Annotated in this window: 9 protein-coding genes; all 9 read left to right on the plus strand. The window is 72.5% G+C overall.

The features are described from left to right. Positions 1-7: 7 nt before the first annotated feature. The 9 genes from AC31A1_RS13065 to AC31A1_RS13105 all read left to right on the plus strand — a co-directional run bounded on the left by AC31A1_RS13065 (position 8) and on the right by AC31A1_RS13105 (position 16,069). Positions 8-7,984, plus strand: a complete 7,977-nt coding sequence (locus AC31A1_RS13065) for an amino acid adenylation domain-containing protein (protein ID WP_489653464.1) — start codon at positions 8-10, stop codon at positions 7,982-7,984. Between the two features lie 7 nt (positions 7,985-7,991). Beyond that, positions 7,992-9,158 (plus strand): cytochrome P450, encoded by a 1,167-nt coding sequence (locus AC31A1_RS13070; RefSeq protein WP_489653448.1) that lies wholly within the window; start codon positions 7,992-7,994, stop codon positions 9,156-9,158. Next, the gene (locus AC31A1_RS13075) at positions 9,155-9,427 is read left to right on the plus strand and encodes a ferredoxin (protein WP_489653449.1); all 273 of its coding nucleotides are present in this window, start codon (positions 9,155-9,157) and stop codon (positions 9,425-9,427) included. The genes AC31A1_RS13070 and AC31A1_RS13075 overlap by 4 nt, the downstream gene beginning before the upstream one ends. A 62-nt stretch (positions 9,428-9,489) precedes the next feature. Beyond that, complete coding sequence (locus AC31A1_RS13080) at positions 9,490-10,068, plus strand: hypothetical protein (RefSeq protein ID WP_489653450.1); 579 nt, start codon at positions 9,490-9,492, stop codon at positions 10,066-10,068. Next, positions 10,065-11,375, plus strand: a complete 1,311-nt coding sequence (locus AC31A1_RS13085) for a peptidoglycan-binding protein (RefSeq protein ID WP_489653451.1) — start codon at positions 10,065-10,067, stop codon at positions 11,373-11,375. Before AC31A1_RS13080 ends, AC31A1_RS13085 begins: the two co-directional genes overlap by 4 nt. Beyond that, positions 11,372-12,094 carry an ABC transporter ATP-binding protein gene (locus tag AC31A1_RS13090; protein ID WP_352179377.1) on the plus strand — a complete coding sequence of 241 codons (723 nt, stop codon included), beginning with the start codon at positions 11,372-11,374 and terminating at the stop codon, positions 12,092-12,094. Before AC31A1_RS13085 ends, AC31A1_RS13090 begins: the two co-directional genes overlap by 4 nt. Next, positions 12,091-13,347: an ABC transporter permease gene (locus AC31A1_RS13095; protein ID WP_489653452.1), complete on the plus strand. Its 1,257-nt coding sequence runs from the start codon at positions 12,091-12,093 to the stop codon at positions 13,345-13,347. Before AC31A1_RS13090 ends, AC31A1_RS13095 begins: the two co-directional genes overlap by 4 nt. Before the next feature lie 309 nt (positions 13,348-13,656). Further along, the gene (locus AC31A1_RS13100) at positions 13,657-13,881 is read left to right on the plus strand and encodes an MbtH family protein (RefSeq protein WP_033280615.1); all 225 of its coding nucleotides are present in this window, start codon (positions 13,657-13,659) and stop codon (positions 13,879-13,881) included. A 70-nt stretch (positions 13,882-13,951) separates the two neighbouring features. Further along, entirely contained in the window at positions 13,952-16,069 is a 2,118-nt protein-coding gene (locus AC31A1_RS13105; protein ID WP_489653453.1) for an ABC transporter ATP-binding protein, read from the plus strand. Positions 16,070-16,298 lie beyond the last annotated feature (229 nt).

The following is a 16,298-nucleotide window of genomic DNA, read 5'->3' on the forward strand; positions in this document are numbered from 1 at the left end:
GCTGTGTCTGCCGCGTGGGGCCGAGATGGTCGTGGCCATGCTGGCGGTGTGGAAGGCCGGTGGGGCGTACGTCCCGTTGGATCCGGAGTATCCGTCCGACCGGTTGTTGTTCATGGTGGCTGACAGCGGTGCGGAGTTGGTGCTGGTCGCGGAGGAGACCGTAGACCGGTTGTCGGCGGATGTGGAGACGGTGCTGCTGGGCGAGTTGGGGAGCGGCTCGGGTGAGCTGCCCGACGTCACCTCTGACCAACTGGCGTACGTCATCTATACGTCGGGGTCGACGGGGCGTCCGAAGGGTGTGGCGGTGGAGCACGCTTCCGTGGCCAACCTCGCTTCGGCTATGGGTCCCGTTCTCGGTGTGGGGCCGGGGCTTACGGCGTTGCAGTTCGCGTCGTTCAGTTTCGATGCGGCGGTGCTGGATGTGGCGGTGACGCTGGCCGCCGGGGGCACGCTGGCGATCGCCTCGTCCGAAGAGCGACAGGACCCGTCTGCTCTCGCCGCGATGGTCGAGGCGGCCGGTGTGAGTACGGCGAGTGTGGTGCCTTCGTTGTTGGGGGCTCTGGAGCCGAAGTCGGTTGCGGGGGTGGGGAATTGGGTGCTGGGCGCGGAGCGGCTTGAGGCCGGTCTCGCGGCCAGGTGGCGTGAAGGCGCCCGCGTGTGGAACACGTATGGGCCCACCGAGGCCACCGTCATCACCACCGCCGTCCTCCTGGAGGAGGGCATCACGGGTGAGGACGCGCCGCCCGCGATCGGCCGACCGCTGTCCAACATCCGTACCTACGTGCTGGATTCCTTCCTGCGGCCTGTTCCGGTGGGTGTGACGGGGGAGTTGTACATCGCGGGAGACGGTCTGGCCCGTGGCTACATCGGCCGCTCCGACCTGACGGCGGAACGGTTCGTGGCCTGCCCCTTCGGTGACGGCACGGGGCGGATGTACCGCACCGGTGACCTGGTCCGCTGGGCTTCGGACGGGCTGTTGGAGTTCGTGGGGCGTGCGGATGCGCAGGTGAAGATCCGCGGGTTCCGGGTCGAACTCGGCGAGGTCGAGACGGTGTTGGCCACCCATGCACAGGTCGAGCGGGCCGCGGTGCTGGCGCGCGACGGTCGGCTGATCGGATACGTCGTCGGGGACATGGACGCCGAGGACGTACGGGCCTTCGCCTCCACCCGCCTCCCCGACTACATGGTCCCGTCGGCAGTCGTCGTACTCGACGCGTTCCCGCTCACCGTCAACGGCAAGATCGACCGCTCTGCCCTGCCCGCTCCCGACCTCGGAGCGGGCGGTTCCCGGGGTCCGGAGACGCCCGCGGAGGAGGCGTTGTGCGCCTTGTTCGCGGAGTTGCTCGGGGTGGAGGAGGTCGGGGCGGAGGAGAGTTTCTTCGCGCTGGGCGGCGACTCGCTGCTGGTGATGCGGTTGATCGCGCGGGTGCGGGCGGAGCTGGATGTGTCGGTGGGGGTCCGCGAGGTGTTCGCGGATCCGACGGTGGCCGGGGTGGCGCGCCTGGTCGACGCGGCCGGGGCGGCCGCCGGCGCGCCGCTGCGCCGCCGGGAGCGTCCGGAGCGGGTGCCGCTGTCGTTCGCGCAGCAGCGGATGTGGTTCCTCAACCGGATCGAAGGCGCCGACGGCGACGGTGAGGGGGCCGCCGCCTACAACCAGCCGTTCGCCCTGCGGCTGTTGGGCCGGCCGGACGTGGCGGCCCTGGAGGCGGCGCTCGGCGATGTGGCGGACCGGCACGAGAGCCTCCGTACGGTCTTCCCCGACGTGGAGGGAGTGCCGTACCAGGAGATCCGCGAGGGGACCGAGGGCCGGCCCCGGCTTCGGGTGATCGAGGCCGGGGCGCGCTGGCGGGAGGTGATGGCGGAGGAGACCGGGCACGGATTCGACCTCGGGGCCGAACTGCCGTGGCGGACCGCCCTGTTGAGGGTCTCGGAGGAGGAGTGGGTCCTGCTGCTGGTGTCCCATCACATCGCCTCCGACGGCTGGTCGATGGGCGTCCTGGCGAGGGACCTCAGGACGGCGTACCGGTCCCGGCACGGTGGCCGTCCCCCGGAGTGGGAACCCCTCCCGGTCCAGTACGCGGACTACGCGCTGTGGCAGCGGGAGGTGCTGGGCGAGCTGGACGACCCGGACAGCGCGGGGGCCGCTCAGATCGCGCACTGGAGGCAGGTGCTGGCGGGGGCCCCGCAGGAGACGGCGCTCCCCTTCGACCGCCCGCGCCCGGCGACGCCCTCCTTCCGTAGTGGTTCGGTGCCGGTCGGGGTGGACGCGGCGACGCATGGCCGGTTGGTGGAGTTGGCCGCCCGGAGCGGGGCGACCATGTTCATGGTGGTGCATGCCGCGCTGGTGGTGCTGCTGGCGCGGATGGGCGCCGGGGAGAACGTCTGCATCGGCACACCGGTGGCAGGCCGCTCGGACGCTCAACTGGAGGAGCTGGCAGGGTTCTTCGTCAACACCCTGGTCCTGCGGACGGACTTGGCGGGGGATCCTTCGTTCGCCGAGATCCTGCGTCGGGTGCGTGAGTCGGACCTGTCGGCGTACGCGCACCAGGACGTGCCGTTCGAGCGGCTGGTCGACGAGCTGAACCCGGCGCGCTCCGCGGCCCGCAACCCGTTGTTCCAGGTGATGCTGGCGCTGCAGAATCTGCCCGAGGCGCGGTGGGACCTCGACGGCCTGACCGTCGAGGCGGTCCCGCCGGCGCAGGCCCCCGCGGCCCGCTTCGATCTCTCCCTGTCGCTGAACGAGCGCCGCTCCGACAGCGGAGCCCCGGCCGGTCTCGGCGGCGGGATCCTCTACTCCGCGGATCTGTTCGACGAGCGGACCGTACGCCGTCTCGCCGAACGCCTGGCGCGGGTGCTGGAGCAGGCCGCGGCCGACCCCCAAGTCCGGCTGGGCGCCCTTGAGTTGTTGGACGAGGCTGAGCGGTCCGCGGTCGTCGAGGAGTGGAACGGCACGGCGCGGGATGTGGACGCGTCGATGGTGGTGGAGCGGTTCTGTGGGTGGGCGGTGCGGACGCCGGATGCGACCGCGCTGTGGTCCGGGCAACAGGCCCTGTCCTACGGCGAGTTGGATGCGCGGTCGGATGCGTTGGCCCGCGGGCTGGTCGCCCGTGGGGTGGGGCGTGAGTCGCGGGTGGGGCTGTGTCTGCCGCGTGGGGCCGAGATGGTCGTGGCCATGCTGGCGGTGTGGAAGGCGGGTGGCGCGTACGTCCCGCTGGATCCGGAGTATCCCTCGGACCGGTTGCTGTTCATGGTCGCCGACAGCGGTGCCGAACTGGTGCTGGTCGCCGAGGAGACCGTGGGCCGGTTGTCGGCGGACGTGGAGACGGCCCTGGTGGGCGAGTTGGGGACCGACTCGGGTGAGCTGCCGGACGTCACCTCCGACCAACTGGCCTACGTCATCTACACATCAGGGTCCACCGGGCGCCCGAAGGGTGTCGCGGTCGCGCACGCCTCCGTGGCGCACTTGGCGTCGGTCATGCGTCCCGTCCTGGGAGCGGGACCCGGAGTGACGGCTCTTCAGTTCGCGTCGTTCAGCTTCGACGCGGCGGTGCTGGACGTGGCCGTAACTCTCGCCGCTGGGGGCGCGTTGGCGATCGCCTCGCCCGATGAGCGGCTCGACGGTGCGGCGCTGGCGCGCATGGTCGAGGCCGCCGGGGTCGAGGTGGCGAGCGTCGTGCCCTCCCTGCTGCGTGCCCTGGAGCCGAAGTCGGTTGCGGGGGTGGGGAATTGGGTGCTGGGTGCGGAGCGGCTTGAGGCCGGTCTCGCGGCCAGGTGGCGTGAAGGCGCCCGGGTGTGGAACACCTATGGGCCCACCGAGGCCACCGTCATCACCACCGCCGTGCTGCTGGACTCGGGCATCACCGGTGAGGACGCGCCCCCGGCCGTCGGCCGTCCGCTGCCCAACGTCCGCACCTATGTGCTGGACGCGTATCTCCGGCCCGTGCCCGTGGGTGTCACCGGGGAGCTCTACATCGCCGGTTCAGGTCTGGCCCGGGGCTATGTCAACCGGCCCGAGCTGACCGCGGAGCGGTTCGTGGCCTGCCCGTTCGGTGCCGGCGAGCGGATGTACCGCACGGGTGACCTGGTCCGGTGGCTGCCCGACGGTGACGGCAACCTGGCCTTCGTGGGGCGTGCGGACACCCAGGTGAAGATCCGCGGGTTCCGCGTGGAACTCGGCGAGGTCGAAGCCGTCCTCGCCGCCCACCCGGACGTCAGGACGGCCATCGCGACGGTCCGCGAGGACCGCCCGGGCAACCCGCGCCTCGTCGCCTACGTCCTGCCGGACGACCCGGAGGGCGGGCAGCGTGTGGAGACCGGGAGCGTGCGCGAGTACGCCGCGACGCGCCTCCCGGACTACATGGTCCCCTCCGTCGTCCTGGTCCTCGACGCCCTGCCCCTCACCGTCAACGGCAAGGTCGATCACGGCGCTCTCCCGGTCCCGGAGCTGGACGACGGCGCCTTGGGCCTCCGCCCCCGGACGGAGACGGAGGAACTGCTCTGCGCCCTGTTCGCCGAGGTCCTGGGCATCGACCGGGTGGCCGCCGACGGCAACTTCTTCGACCTGGGCGGCAACTCCGCGCTGGCGATGCACCTCGCGGGCCGGATCCGGTCGGAGGCCGGTGTCGAACTGGACATGAAACAGTTCTTCAGCAAGCCGACGCCGATCGGCGCGGCGCGCATCCTGGCCCTGAAGGAGCGGCCCCCGGTGGTCGCGGTCGACCACGAGGGCGGTGTGGCGCCGGCGACGGCCGGGCAGCGGCTCGACTGGCGGCGCGCCGCGGCCAACCCCCGGACGCGGGCCCTTCAGTCGTCCGTGGCCCTGCGCCTGCGCGGCGAACTCGACCACGACGCCCTGCGGGCAGCGCTGGCGGACGTGGCGACACGGCACGACATCCTGCGTACGGTCTTCGCCGAGACCCCGGACGGCGGACTGGTCCAGCGGATTCTGGACGCCGACGACCCCGCCGCCGTTCCCGCCCTGCCGCTCGTCGAGGCGACCGAGGAGGAGCTTCCCGCCGTCCTCGCCGCCCGCGCCGGCCACCGCTTCGACCTCGGACGCGAGACGCCTTGGGCGTCCACCCTGTTCGCGCTCTCCGACACGGACCACGTCCTCCTCCTCGTCCTCCACCGGATCGGCGCCGACGACGCGTCCCGGGACGCTCTCGTACGCGACGTCTCCGTGGCGTACGGCGCGCGCCGCGAGGGCCGCGCCACCGAACGCGCGCCCCTGCCCCTTCAGTTCGCCGACTACGCCGTGTGGCAGAACCGCCGGCTCGCCGACGCGGAAGCAGAGGCGACGGCGGCGGACGCCGACGGGAGTGGGGTCGGCGACCAGATCGCGTACTGGAAGGAGATGCTGGCGGACGCCCCGACCGCCACCGTCCTCCCCACGGACCGGCCGCGGCCCGCCCGGCCGAACCACCGGGCCCGATCGGTGCCGCTGCGCGTCCCGGCCGCGACGCACGCCCGCCTGCTGGACGTGGCAGGGCCGCTCGGCGCGACCTCGGCGGCCGTCGTCCACGCGGGTCTTGCGATGCTCCTCGCCCGGATGGGCGCGGGCACCGATCTGACGGTCGGCGCCGTGACGCAGCGGCCGGCGGCCGGCGGTGAACTCGAAGCCGCCATGGGCCCGTTCGCCGGGTTGCTGCCGCTGCGCACCGACGTCTCGGGCGACCCGACGTTCCGGGAACTGCTCGGCCGCGTGTGGGAGACCGCAGGGGAGGCCGACGTACGCGGGGACGTGCCGTTCGCGCGCATCGCCGAGATCCTGGGCGTCGCGGACGAGGCACCCGGCGACCCGCATCCGGTCTTCCAGACCGTCCTGGACGTACGGGAGGACACCGCGGAGAAGTGGGACATCCCGGCGTTCCCCGGACTGAACGCCTCGACGGTCGACCTCGGTGCCCCGGCGTCCGGGTTCGATCTGTCGCTCCGGCTGACCGACCGCTACCGGGACGACGGCGGACCGGGCGGCCTCGACGGCACCCTGGACTACGCCGAGGAACTGTTCGACCGGGCCACCGCGGCCCGCCTCGCGAAGCGGCTCGTCCACGTCCTCCAACAGGTGGCGGCAGACCCCGAACTGACTCTGAGCCGCATCGACATCCTGCTCGGCACGGCGGAGTTCAGGCGGCTCACCGAGGAGTGGAACCTCGGCGCTGCCCGGGTCCCGGACGGCACCGTGCTCCCGGCGTTCGCCGAGTCCGCGGCCCGTGACCCGCGTGCCGTGGCCGTCCGCGACCGGGACGGCCACCTCACCCGGCGCTCGCTGGACCGGGCGGCGGGCCGGCTCGCCGCGCGGCTGGACCGGCTCGGGGCCGGTGCGGGAGACGTCGTCGTGGTGGCGGCCCGGCCCGGCACCGGCTGGGCGGTCGCCGTGCTCGGGGTGCTCAGGTCCGGCGCCGCGTGCCTGATCGCGGACCCGGGCGACCCCGCGGGCCCGCTGGCGGCGGCCGCCGCGCTGGGCTGCGACCGCCCGGCCGCGCTCGTCCGGTCCGGCGACGCCGCCGTGCCGGGGGAGGGGACGGTGCCGGTGCTGCGGGTGGAGGACGCGATCCGGGCCGGGAACAGCCGGTTGTTGCGCCGCACCGCCGCGGTCCGGGCGCCGTCGCCGTCCCAGCCGGCGGTCGTACTCCCCGTGGAGGCACCGGACGGCACCCTGGTGGGCGAAATGCTGGATCACCGGTCCCTGCTCGGTCGGGTGATCGACCGTCAGGCGGCGTCCCCGGCGACGGGATCGGCCGACGGCGCGGTCCGTCTTGACGCGGGCGCACCCGTCGCCGAACTCCTCGTCGGGGTACTGGCCGCGCTGCGCGGAGGCAGCACCGTCGACGTGAAGGACACCGCCGTCGTACCCGCGACGGAGCGGCCGGACCGCGAGCCCGCGCCGGCCGCCGTCCCGCTGCCCCGCACCGCGCGCGCCTACGTCCTCGACGCCTGGCTGCGTCCGGTCCCGGCCGGGGTGGCCGGCGACCTGTACGTGGCGGGCCCGTCCCTGGCCCGCGTCTATGCCGGCGCGCCGGCCCGTACCGCGGGCAGTTTCGTGCCCGACCCCTTCGGACCCGGTGGCGACCTGATGCTGCGCACCGGCCGGCGTGCCGCGTGGACCTCCGACGGACTGGTGGAGCCGCGCGCCGCGGAGGACGGCGGCGCCGACCTGTCGGCGCCACGACGTGCCGGACGCCGACGCGACGACCTCGACGCGCTGCTGGCACTGCGGCTCGGGGGCTCCCGCGCACCGCTGTTCTGCCTGCACCACAGCACCGGCCTGGCCTGGTGCTACTCCGGCATCCTCCAGCACCTTCCGGAGGACCTCCCGGTCTACGGCCTCCAGACGCCCGCCTTCGCCGGCCGGGGGGCGATGCCGGACAGCATGGACGCGATGGTGGCCGGACATGTCGAACGCATCCGCGCGGTGCAGCCCGAGGGGCCGTACCAGCTGCTCGGCTGGTCTTTCGGCGCGGTGCTCGCCCAGGCCGTCGCCACCGCGCTGGAGGAACAGGGCCAACAGGTCTCGCTGCTGGCGCTGCTGGACGGATTCCCCGGCGGACACCGGGAGGCGGAGAGCACCCACGAGGAGGACGGCGACGGGGTGGACCGGGAAGGGCGCGTGGTGCTCAGCGGTCCGGAGGTGGGGGCGCCGCTGGCCGATGCCTTCACACGCGACATGGAGAGGACGAAGCAGCACATGATCGGGCTGGAACGGCGGCACACGCCGCGGCGCTTCGGCGGTGACGCGCTGCTGTTCCTGGCCACCGAGGGCGGTCTGGCCCAGATGTCCCTCGACGAGAAGCGCACGACCTGGGCGCAGTACATCGCCGGCCGCATCGACGGCATCGAGGTCCCCGCCGACCACATCGGGCTGCTGTGGGCGGAGAGCGCCTCGGTCATCGGGCGCGCGGTCGCGGAACGGCTCGTGGAGCAGCAGCCCCCGTCCGCCCTGTCCACGTCAGACCCGTCCACGTCAGACACGTCGGAAAGGTAGAACCCGCATGACGCAGTCGTTCGAGCTACAGGTCGACAAGCGCCGGAGCCTGCTGGACCCGGTGCCGGAACTCCTGGAGATCAGTGCGCGGGCGCCGCTCTCCAAGGCGCCCGGGGGAATGCCCGGCTGGATCGCGACCGGCCGTGAGGTGGTGCGGCAGATCCTCGGTGATTCCGAGCGGTTCTCCAACGTGCCGCCCCCGGAGCCCGGCGGCCGCAAACTCGATCAGCACGAGGGCAGCCTGCTGCACATCGATCCCCCGGAGCACAGCCGGTTGCGGCGGCTGGTGGCGCCCATGTTCACGGTGCGGCAGATGCGCCGGCTGGAGCCGATGATGGAGCGGATCGTCGCGGACCACCTGGACGTGCTGGAGCGGGCGGGCCAACCGGCCGACCTGATGCGGCACTTCGCCCGGCCCGTGTCCGGCCTGGTCCTCGCCGAGATCCTCGGCCTGCCCCGGGACGACCTGCCCGAGCTGTCCCGGCTGAGCGACTACCGGGCCGCCGGGCACAGCGCCCGCCGGAAACCGGCGGCGACGGCGTACTTCAGGCACTTCGAGCAACTGGTCGCGGAACAGCGCCGTCATCCGGGCGAGGGCCTGGTCGGGACGCTGATCCGGGAGCACGGGGACGGGGTGACGGACGAGGAGCTGGCCGGACTCTGCGAGGGCATCGCCAACGGCTCGATCGAGAACACCGCGGAGGCCATCGCCCTGGGCACCCTGGCGCTGCTGCTCCATCCCGAGCAGCTGGCCCTGTTGCGGGAACGGCCGGAGCTGATGGACCGGGCCGTGGAGGAACTGCTGCGCTACGTCTCGGTGGTGGCGGTCGTCTCGCCGCGCACGGCGCTGGTGGACGTGGCGATCGCCGGCGAGGTGATCAAGGCCGGTGAGGTGGTGTCGTGTTCGGTGCTCGCCGCGAACCGCTGCCCGCACGGCGACGGCGTCGCGGACGGCCTGGACATCGCGCGGGAGGAGTCCGCCAACCACCTGGCCCTGGGCCACGGCAACCACTTCTGCCTGGGCGCCGGGCTGGCACGCGTGCAGATGCGGATCGCCTTCACCGGGCTTCTGGAGCGGTTCCCCGGCCTGCGCCTCGGCGCCGGGGTGGAGGAACTGCGCTTCCGGCTGCTGGCTCCGCAGTTCGGCGTCGAGACGCTTCCGGTCGCCTGGTGACGCCGGTGACCGGCGCGGACGGGGGCGCGGCGCGCGTCGGGATCCGGGTGGACCGCGACAGCTGCGCGGGCTCGGGGGTGTGCGCCCTGTTCGAGCCCCGGTACTTCGACCAGTCCGAGGAGGACGGCCTGGCGCTGCCGCGCGTCCGCGAGGCGGCACCTGAGGCGCTGCCGGCGCTGCGCGCGGCCGCGGCCCGCTGCCCCGCCGGCGCCATCACGCTGGTGGCGCCCGACGCGCGGGAGAGTGCCGCCGGGGACCGGGCTGACTGAACGGTCGCGTGGGGCGCCCGTTGCAACCTCGGTGTGACCGGGTGCCCCGTAGAACTGGTGGTATGCCGAACACATTTCAGAAGCGTATGGCCGGGCCGGTCCTGGCGGTCCTTTCCGTGCTGACGGCCGGAACAATGCTCGTCGGCTGTTCGTCGGACTCGAAATCCACTGACGCGTCCGACGACAGCCAGGGCTCGTCGAATTCGTCGAGCGACTCCTCCAATTCGGCCGTCGCCTATTCGCAGTGCATGCGCGACAACGGCGTCTCGAATTACCCCGACCCGAAGGAGGACAGCCAGGGCCGGGTGCAGTTGACGGTCCCCGCGGACATCGACCAGAACTCGCCGACCTTCAAGTCGGCCCAGTCGGCCTGCCAGTCCAAGCTGGTGCAGGGCGACACCGGCGCCGCCGCGAACAGCCGGTCCTTCGACGCGACGAAGGTCGCCGCGTGGGCGAAGTGCATCCGCAAGAACGGTATGCCCAACTTCCAGGACCCCAAGGTCGACGGCAGCACGATCATCATCGACGCCGACGCGGCCGGTATCTCCGGGCAGGACGACCCCAACTTCGCCAAGGCCACGGCCGCTTGCTACAGCATCCGGCCCGGCGGCAGCCTGATGGTCACAGGAGGGGGGCAGTGACCGGTCGCGAGGAGGGGACCGTGGAGACGGCCGCCCCTGAGAGCGCGGCGGACGTCCCGGGCGGGGAACTGGAGCCGAGGGCCGCGGCCCTCGCCTCCTTCGACGGGAACGGCGGTGCCGTGGAGCAGCCGCCGCCCGAGGGCGGTCGCCCGCGGCGCCGCGGGATGCGCATCGCACTCATCGTCGCGTGCGCCGTGGTGGTCGCCGTGGCCGCGGCCGGCGCCGCCTCGGGCGTGTTCGGCGGCGGGGACGACAAGACCGAGGCGACGGCGCCCACCGGACCGCCCGCCACGGCGCAGGTGAAGCGGACGACGCTGACCAGCTCCCAGACCGTGGACGGGCAGCTCGGGTACGGCGACACCGCGGCGGTCCAGGCCCCCGGCGCGTCCGGCTCGGCGCAGTCCGGCGGGGCGGCGCAAGGCGGTGGCGGGGCCGGCTCCGGGATCGTCACCTGGATGCCCTCGGACGGCGACACCATCACCCGCGGACAGCCGGTCTACAAGGTCAACCAGCAGTCGGTACCGCTGCTGTACGGCTCCGTGCCGCTGTACCGGACGCTGAAACCGGGCAGCAGCGGCAGCGACGTCAAGATGCTGGAGAAGAACCTCCGGGCGCTCGGCTACCGGGGCTTCACGGTGGACGACACCTACGACTACGGCACGGCCGCCGCCGTGGAGAAGTGGCAGGACAAGCTCGGCCACTCGCAGACCGGGGAGGTGCGGGTCGGCGACGCGCTGGTGGCGTCCGGCGCGCGGCGGGTCGCCAAGGCGGAGCTCGCCGTCGGCGACACCCTCGCGGGGGACGTGCTCACTTGGACAGGCATCGACCGGGTGATCTCCGTCGACCTGCCCGTGCAGTACGCGGACCTGGCGAAGAAGGGCGGGGCCACGACGGTCACGCTGCCGGACAACACCACGGTGACCGCCCTGGTGACGGACATCGGCACACCGACGTCGTCGAACGACTCCTCGGGCTCCTCGCCCGCCGGGGGTTCGGGGGGTTCCTCGGGCTCGGGCTCCTCCAACGCCACCGTCCCGGTGGAGCTGAAGGTCAAGGACGCCGCGAAGATCGGCGCCTACCAGGCCGCCTCCGTCAGTGTCGAGTTCGCGTCCGAGACACGCGCGAACGTGCTGGCCGTGCCGATCAGCGCCCTGTTCGCGCTGCCCGGCGGCGGCTACGCGGTCGAGGTGGTGACCGGGGCGAAGACGGAGTACCGCGATGTGAAGCTCGGGACGTTCGGCAACGGCATGGTGGAGATCTCCGGCACCGGCATCACCGCGGGCACGGTCGTGGGGGTCCCGAAGTGACCGTCGCAGCCCACCCGGTGATCGAGCTGGCCGGAGTCAGCAAGTCGTACGGCGACGTGGCCGCCCTCGTCGAGACGGACCTGGTGGTCCACCGCGGCGAGATGCTCGCGGTCGTCGGCCCGTCGGGCTCGGGCAAGTCCACCATGCTCAACATCATGGGCACGCTGGACCGCCCCTCGTCGGGGACGGTGGCGATCGCCGGCCACGCCGTGGACTCCCTCAACGACCGCGAACTGTCGGCGCTGCGCGCCGGCACCATCGGCTTCGTCTTCCAGCAGTTCCACCTCGCCGCCGGAGTCCCCGCCCTCGACAGCGTGGCGGACGGCCTGCTGTACGGCGGGCGGCCGCGCCGTGAGCGGCGCCGGCTCGCCGAGGCGGCGCTGCGCAGGGTGGGCCTGGGGCACCGGCTCCTGCACGAGCCGCAGCAGCTGTCCGGCGGTGAGAAGCAGCGGGTGGCGATCGCCCGCGCGGTGGTCGGCGATCCGCCGCTGCTGCTGGCCGACGAGCCGACCGGCGCACTGGACTCCCGCTCGGGGACGGTGGTGATGGAGCTGCTCCACGAGCTGCACGAGGCCGGGACGACGGTGGTCGTCATCACCCACGACCGGGACATCTCGGCGTCCCTGCCGCGCGAGGTCAGGGTCCGGGACGGCCGTATCGAGCACGATTCGGGGGCACCGGGGCCCCGGGCCCTGGCGTACACGGGGGTGGAGCGATGAGCACGACGCAGTCGCCGCCGGCCGGCCGGGAGCGGCCCTGGGCCGAGCTGCCTCCGCCGCCGCGGCCCCGGGCGGCCCGGCTGAGCCTGTCCGACGTGGCCCGGGTGGGCGGCTGGGGCCTGCGCTCGCGGCCGATGCGGGTCTTCCTCTCCGCCCTGGGCATCGCGATCGGCATCGCCGCGATGATCGGCGTGGTGGGCATCTCCACCTCGTCGACGAACGACCTGAACAAGCAGCTGGCCGCGCTCGGCACCAATCTGCTCACGGTCTCGCCGGGCACCACCATGACCGGCGCGAACGCCCATCTGTCCGACGACGCCGTCGCGATGGTCGCGAGCCGGCCGGAGGTGATCTCGGCCTCCGCGGCGGGCACCACGGACGCGAAGCTCTACCGCAACGACCGCATCCCGTCGGTGGAGTCCGGCGGCCTCTCGGTCAGCGCGGCGCGGACCGACCTGCTCCGGTCCATCGGCGGGCAGATCGTGGACGGCCGCTGGCTCAACGCCGCCAGCAGCCGCTATCCGGCCGTGGTGCTGGGCTCGGAGACGGCGCGCAGTCTCGGGATCCACCGGGCCGGCCCCGACGTGCAGGTGTGGCTCGGCAACCACTGGTTCACCGTGGTGGGTCTGCTGGCGCACAACGAGCTGCTGCCGGTCCTTGACACACAGGCCTTCGTGGGCTGGCCGGTGGCGGAGAAGGAGCTGTCCTTCGACGGCTATCCGACGACGATCTACACCCGGGCGAAGGACGCCGACGTCGAGAAGGTGCACGGCGTCCTGGGCGCCACGGTGTCCCCGGAGGACCCCAACGAGGTCAATGTCTCCCGTCCCTCCGACGCGCTGGCCGCCAAGAACGCCACGGACAAGACGCTGAGCGGGCTGCTGCTGGGCCTGGGCGGGGTCGCGCTGCTGGTCGGTGGTGTCGGGGTGGCCAACACCATGGTCATCTCGGTGCTGGAGCGGCGCTCGGAGATCGGGCTGCGCCGCTCGCTGGGCGCCACCCGGGGCCAGATCAGGATCCAGTTCCTCGCCGAGGCGCTGCTGCTGTCCGGGCTCGGCGGCCTGGGCGGCGTGCTGCTGGGCATCGGCGTGACCGACGGCTATGCCGCCTATCAGGGGTGGGCCGCCCTGGTGCCGCTGTGGGCGATGGCCGGCGGTCTGGCCGCGACCCTCGCCATCGGCGGACTGGCCGGCTTCTACCCCGCGGTCCGTGCGGCCCGGCTGCCCCCGACGGAGGCCCTCGCGACCAACTAGCCGGCGGCGGCCGTGCCTTGACAGTTGACAATCCAGACCGCGGCGCCCCCGCCGTCCACCCCCGTGCGGAGGGGGCGTCGCACCCCGGTCCGGTGTCCAAGTGCTCGGGTCGGTCGGTTGGACGCCCCTGTCGCGCCGGCGTCCGGCGCGTGACACTGGTGACCCGACTGCACTCGTCCCAAATTAAACAATACCTATATCCACGGATTGCCCCGCGGATTGTTCCTCGAATTGGTGAGCCTTGTCCGTCCCATAAGCGGCGGCTAAGGTTTTCTCATCCACCGAGGAATACGAATCGTGGGAGCGATTATGGCGAACCCGTTCGACGACGAAAACGGGACCTTTCTGGTGCTCGTGAACAGGGAGAATCAGCACTCGTTGTGGCCTGCGTTCGCAGAGATTCCGAATGGCTGGCGACTCGCTTTCGGGGAGGCCACGCGCAAGGAATGCCTCGCCTATGTGGAGGAGAACTGGACGGATCTCCGTCCGCAGAGCCTCATCGACGCGATGAGGAAGACCGAGGCGGCCCACTGATGGCCGGCCAGACCGCGGCGACGCGACCCAGGGAGTACCTGTGGCCATGATGGGCGGGCCCGGACCGGTCATGGTCCGATCCGACGGGCCGGATTCCTCGAACGACAGACAGCGGGCGAAGCCCGGAACGACGAAACGGATCATCCCGTACACCCGCGGGCACCGCCGCTCCATCGGCTTCCTCGTGGTCTGCACCACGCTGAACGCCCTCTGTGCGGTGGCCCCGCCCCTGCTGCTCAAGTACCTGATCGACGACGGCATCATGGCCCGGGACACCGGGACCGTGGTCTGGCTCGCGGTCGCGGTCGCCGCGGTCTCCGTCCTGGCCGCGCTGGTGGGGTTCGGGGAGACCTGGTTCTCCGCCCAGGTCAGCGAGGGCCTGGTCTACGACCTGCGCGTGAAGGTCTTCGACCATGTGCAGCGGCAGTCGCTCGCCTTCTTCACCCGGGCCCAGACCGGCGCCCTGGTGAGCCGGCTGAACACCGACGTGATCGGCGCCCAGCAGGCGGTCACCCAGATGCTCTCCACCGTGGTGTCCTCGGGACTGACCGTCGTGTTCGTACTGGCCACGATGTTCTACCTGTCCTGGAAGATCACCCTGATCTCTCTGGTGCTGGTCCCGTTCTTCATCCTTCCCGGCCGGCTCATCGGCCGCCGCCTGCAGGGCCTGGCGCGCCGGCACATGCAGGTCAACGCCGAGATGGGCTCGCTCATGCACGAGCGGTTCAACGTCGCCGGCGCGCTCCTCGCCAAGCTCTACAGCCGCCCGGACCGGGAGACCGCCCGCTACGCGCGGCTCGCCGCACGCGGCCGTGACATCGGCGTCCGCAACTCGGTCTCCATGAAGATGCTCTTCCTGTCGACCATGTTCATCGGCTCCGTCGCCACCGCCGTTGTCTACGGCGTCGGCGGGGTGCTCTCCGTGCACGGCGCCTTCCGGATCGGCACCCTGGTGGCCCTCACCACGCTGCTCACCCGGCTGATGGCCCCGGTGGGCCAGCTGTCGAACGCGCAGGCCGACGCGATGACCGCGCTCGTCAGCTTCGACCGGCTCTTCGAGATCCTCGATCTCAAGCCGCTGGTCACCGAGAAGCCCGACGCGGTGGCGCTGCCGCCCGCCGCGACCCGCGACACGGCCCCCGGCGTCGAGTTCCGCGGGGTGTCGTTCCGTCATCCGAAGCCCGCCGACGTCTCGTTGGCCTCCCTGGAGGACTTCGCCACGCCGGCGGCCGAGCGCGACGGCGACAGCTGGGCGCTGCGCGACCTCAGCTTCACCGTCCCGGCCGGAAAGCTCACCGCGCTGGTCGGCCCGTCCGGCGCCGGCAAGACCACCATCACCCACCTGGTGCCGCGGCTGTACGACCCGGAGGAGGGGACCGTCCTCATCGACGGCCGCGACGTGCGTGACCTGACGCTGGAGTCGCTGGGCGACACGGTCGGGATGGTCACCCAGGACGGGCACCTGCTGCACACCACCATCCGGGAGAACCTGCTCTACGCCCGCCCGGACGCCACCGAGGAGGAACTGGTCGCGGCCTGCCGGGCCGCACAGATCTGGCGGCTCGTCGCCTCGCTGCCCGACGGCCTGGACACCATGGTCGGCGACCGCGGCTACCGGCTCTCCGGGGGCGAGAAGCAGCGCGTCGCCATGGCCCGGCTGCTGCTCAAGGCCCCGCCGGTGGTCGTGCTCGACGAGGCGACCGCGCATCTCGACTCCGAGTCCGAGGCCGCCCTGCAACGGGCCCTCAAGACCGCGCTCGCCGGCCGGACCTCGCTGGTCATCGCGCATCGTCTGTCCACCGTCCGGGACGCCGACCAGATCATCGTCCTCGACCAGGGGCGGATCGTGGAGCGCGGCACCCATGACGAACTGCTCCTGCTCGGCGGGCTCTACGCCGAGCTCTACCGCACGCAGTTCGCCCGGCCGGCCCTCGACGGCGAGGACGAGAGCGAGATCGAGGGACTGCCGGAGCAGCGGGTCCCGGAACCGGTGGGCCCCGGCGGCGGCCCGGTCGTCTTCGGCCCCGGCGGTCCTGGGGGTCCCGGCGGTCCCGGCGGCCCGCGGGTGGTCGGCGGTCCCGGGATGGTCGGCGGTCCGGGGATGGGCGGGCCCGGCGGCGGGCCGGTCGTCTTCGGTCCCGGTGGCCCCGAGGGTCCGGGAGGTCCGGGAGGTCCCCGAACCCGCTGATCCCCTCTCCGAGCGGTGCCCGCGACGCCCCCGTGGCAGTCGTGGGCACCGCTTTTGTCGTTCCGTCAACCCCCCTACGCCAAGCGGCAGTTCGCCCGGCGGCAGGGGTTTCGAACGCATTGAGGGACTGTTACGTTCGGTCTTGTCCGATGCGGGCGGTATTTATGGCGCTAGGTGCCTAAATAAGGAAGATGTCGGTGTGGGCCCGCACCGCACGGCAGCGATCCCG

Source organism: Streptomyces sp. P5F9, from assembly GCF_057961495.1.

Excerpts from the sequence above, each read along its gene's own strand:
- AC31A1_RS13070 (WP_489653448.1), top strand. The coding sequence starts at position 7,992 with ATGACGCAGTCGTTCGAGCTACAGGTCGACAAGCGCCGGAGCCTGCTG.
- AC31A1_RS13080 (WP_489653450.1), top strand. The coding sequence starts at position 9,490 with ATGCCGAACACATTTCAGAAGCGTATGGCCGGGCCGGTCCTGGCGGTC.
- AC31A1_RS13095 (WP_489653452.1), top strand. The coding sequence starts at position 12,091 with ATGAGCACGACGCAGTCGCCGCCGGCCGGCCGGGAGCGGCCCTGGGCC.
- AC31A1_RS13100 (WP_033280615.1), top strand. The coding sequence starts at position 13,657 with ATGGCGAACCCGTTCGACGACGAAAACGGGACCTTTCTGGTGCTCGTG.
- AC31A1_RS13105 (WP_489653453.1), top strand. The coding sequence starts at position 13,952 with ATGGTCCGATCCGACGGGCCGGATTCCTCGAACGACAGACAGCGGGCG.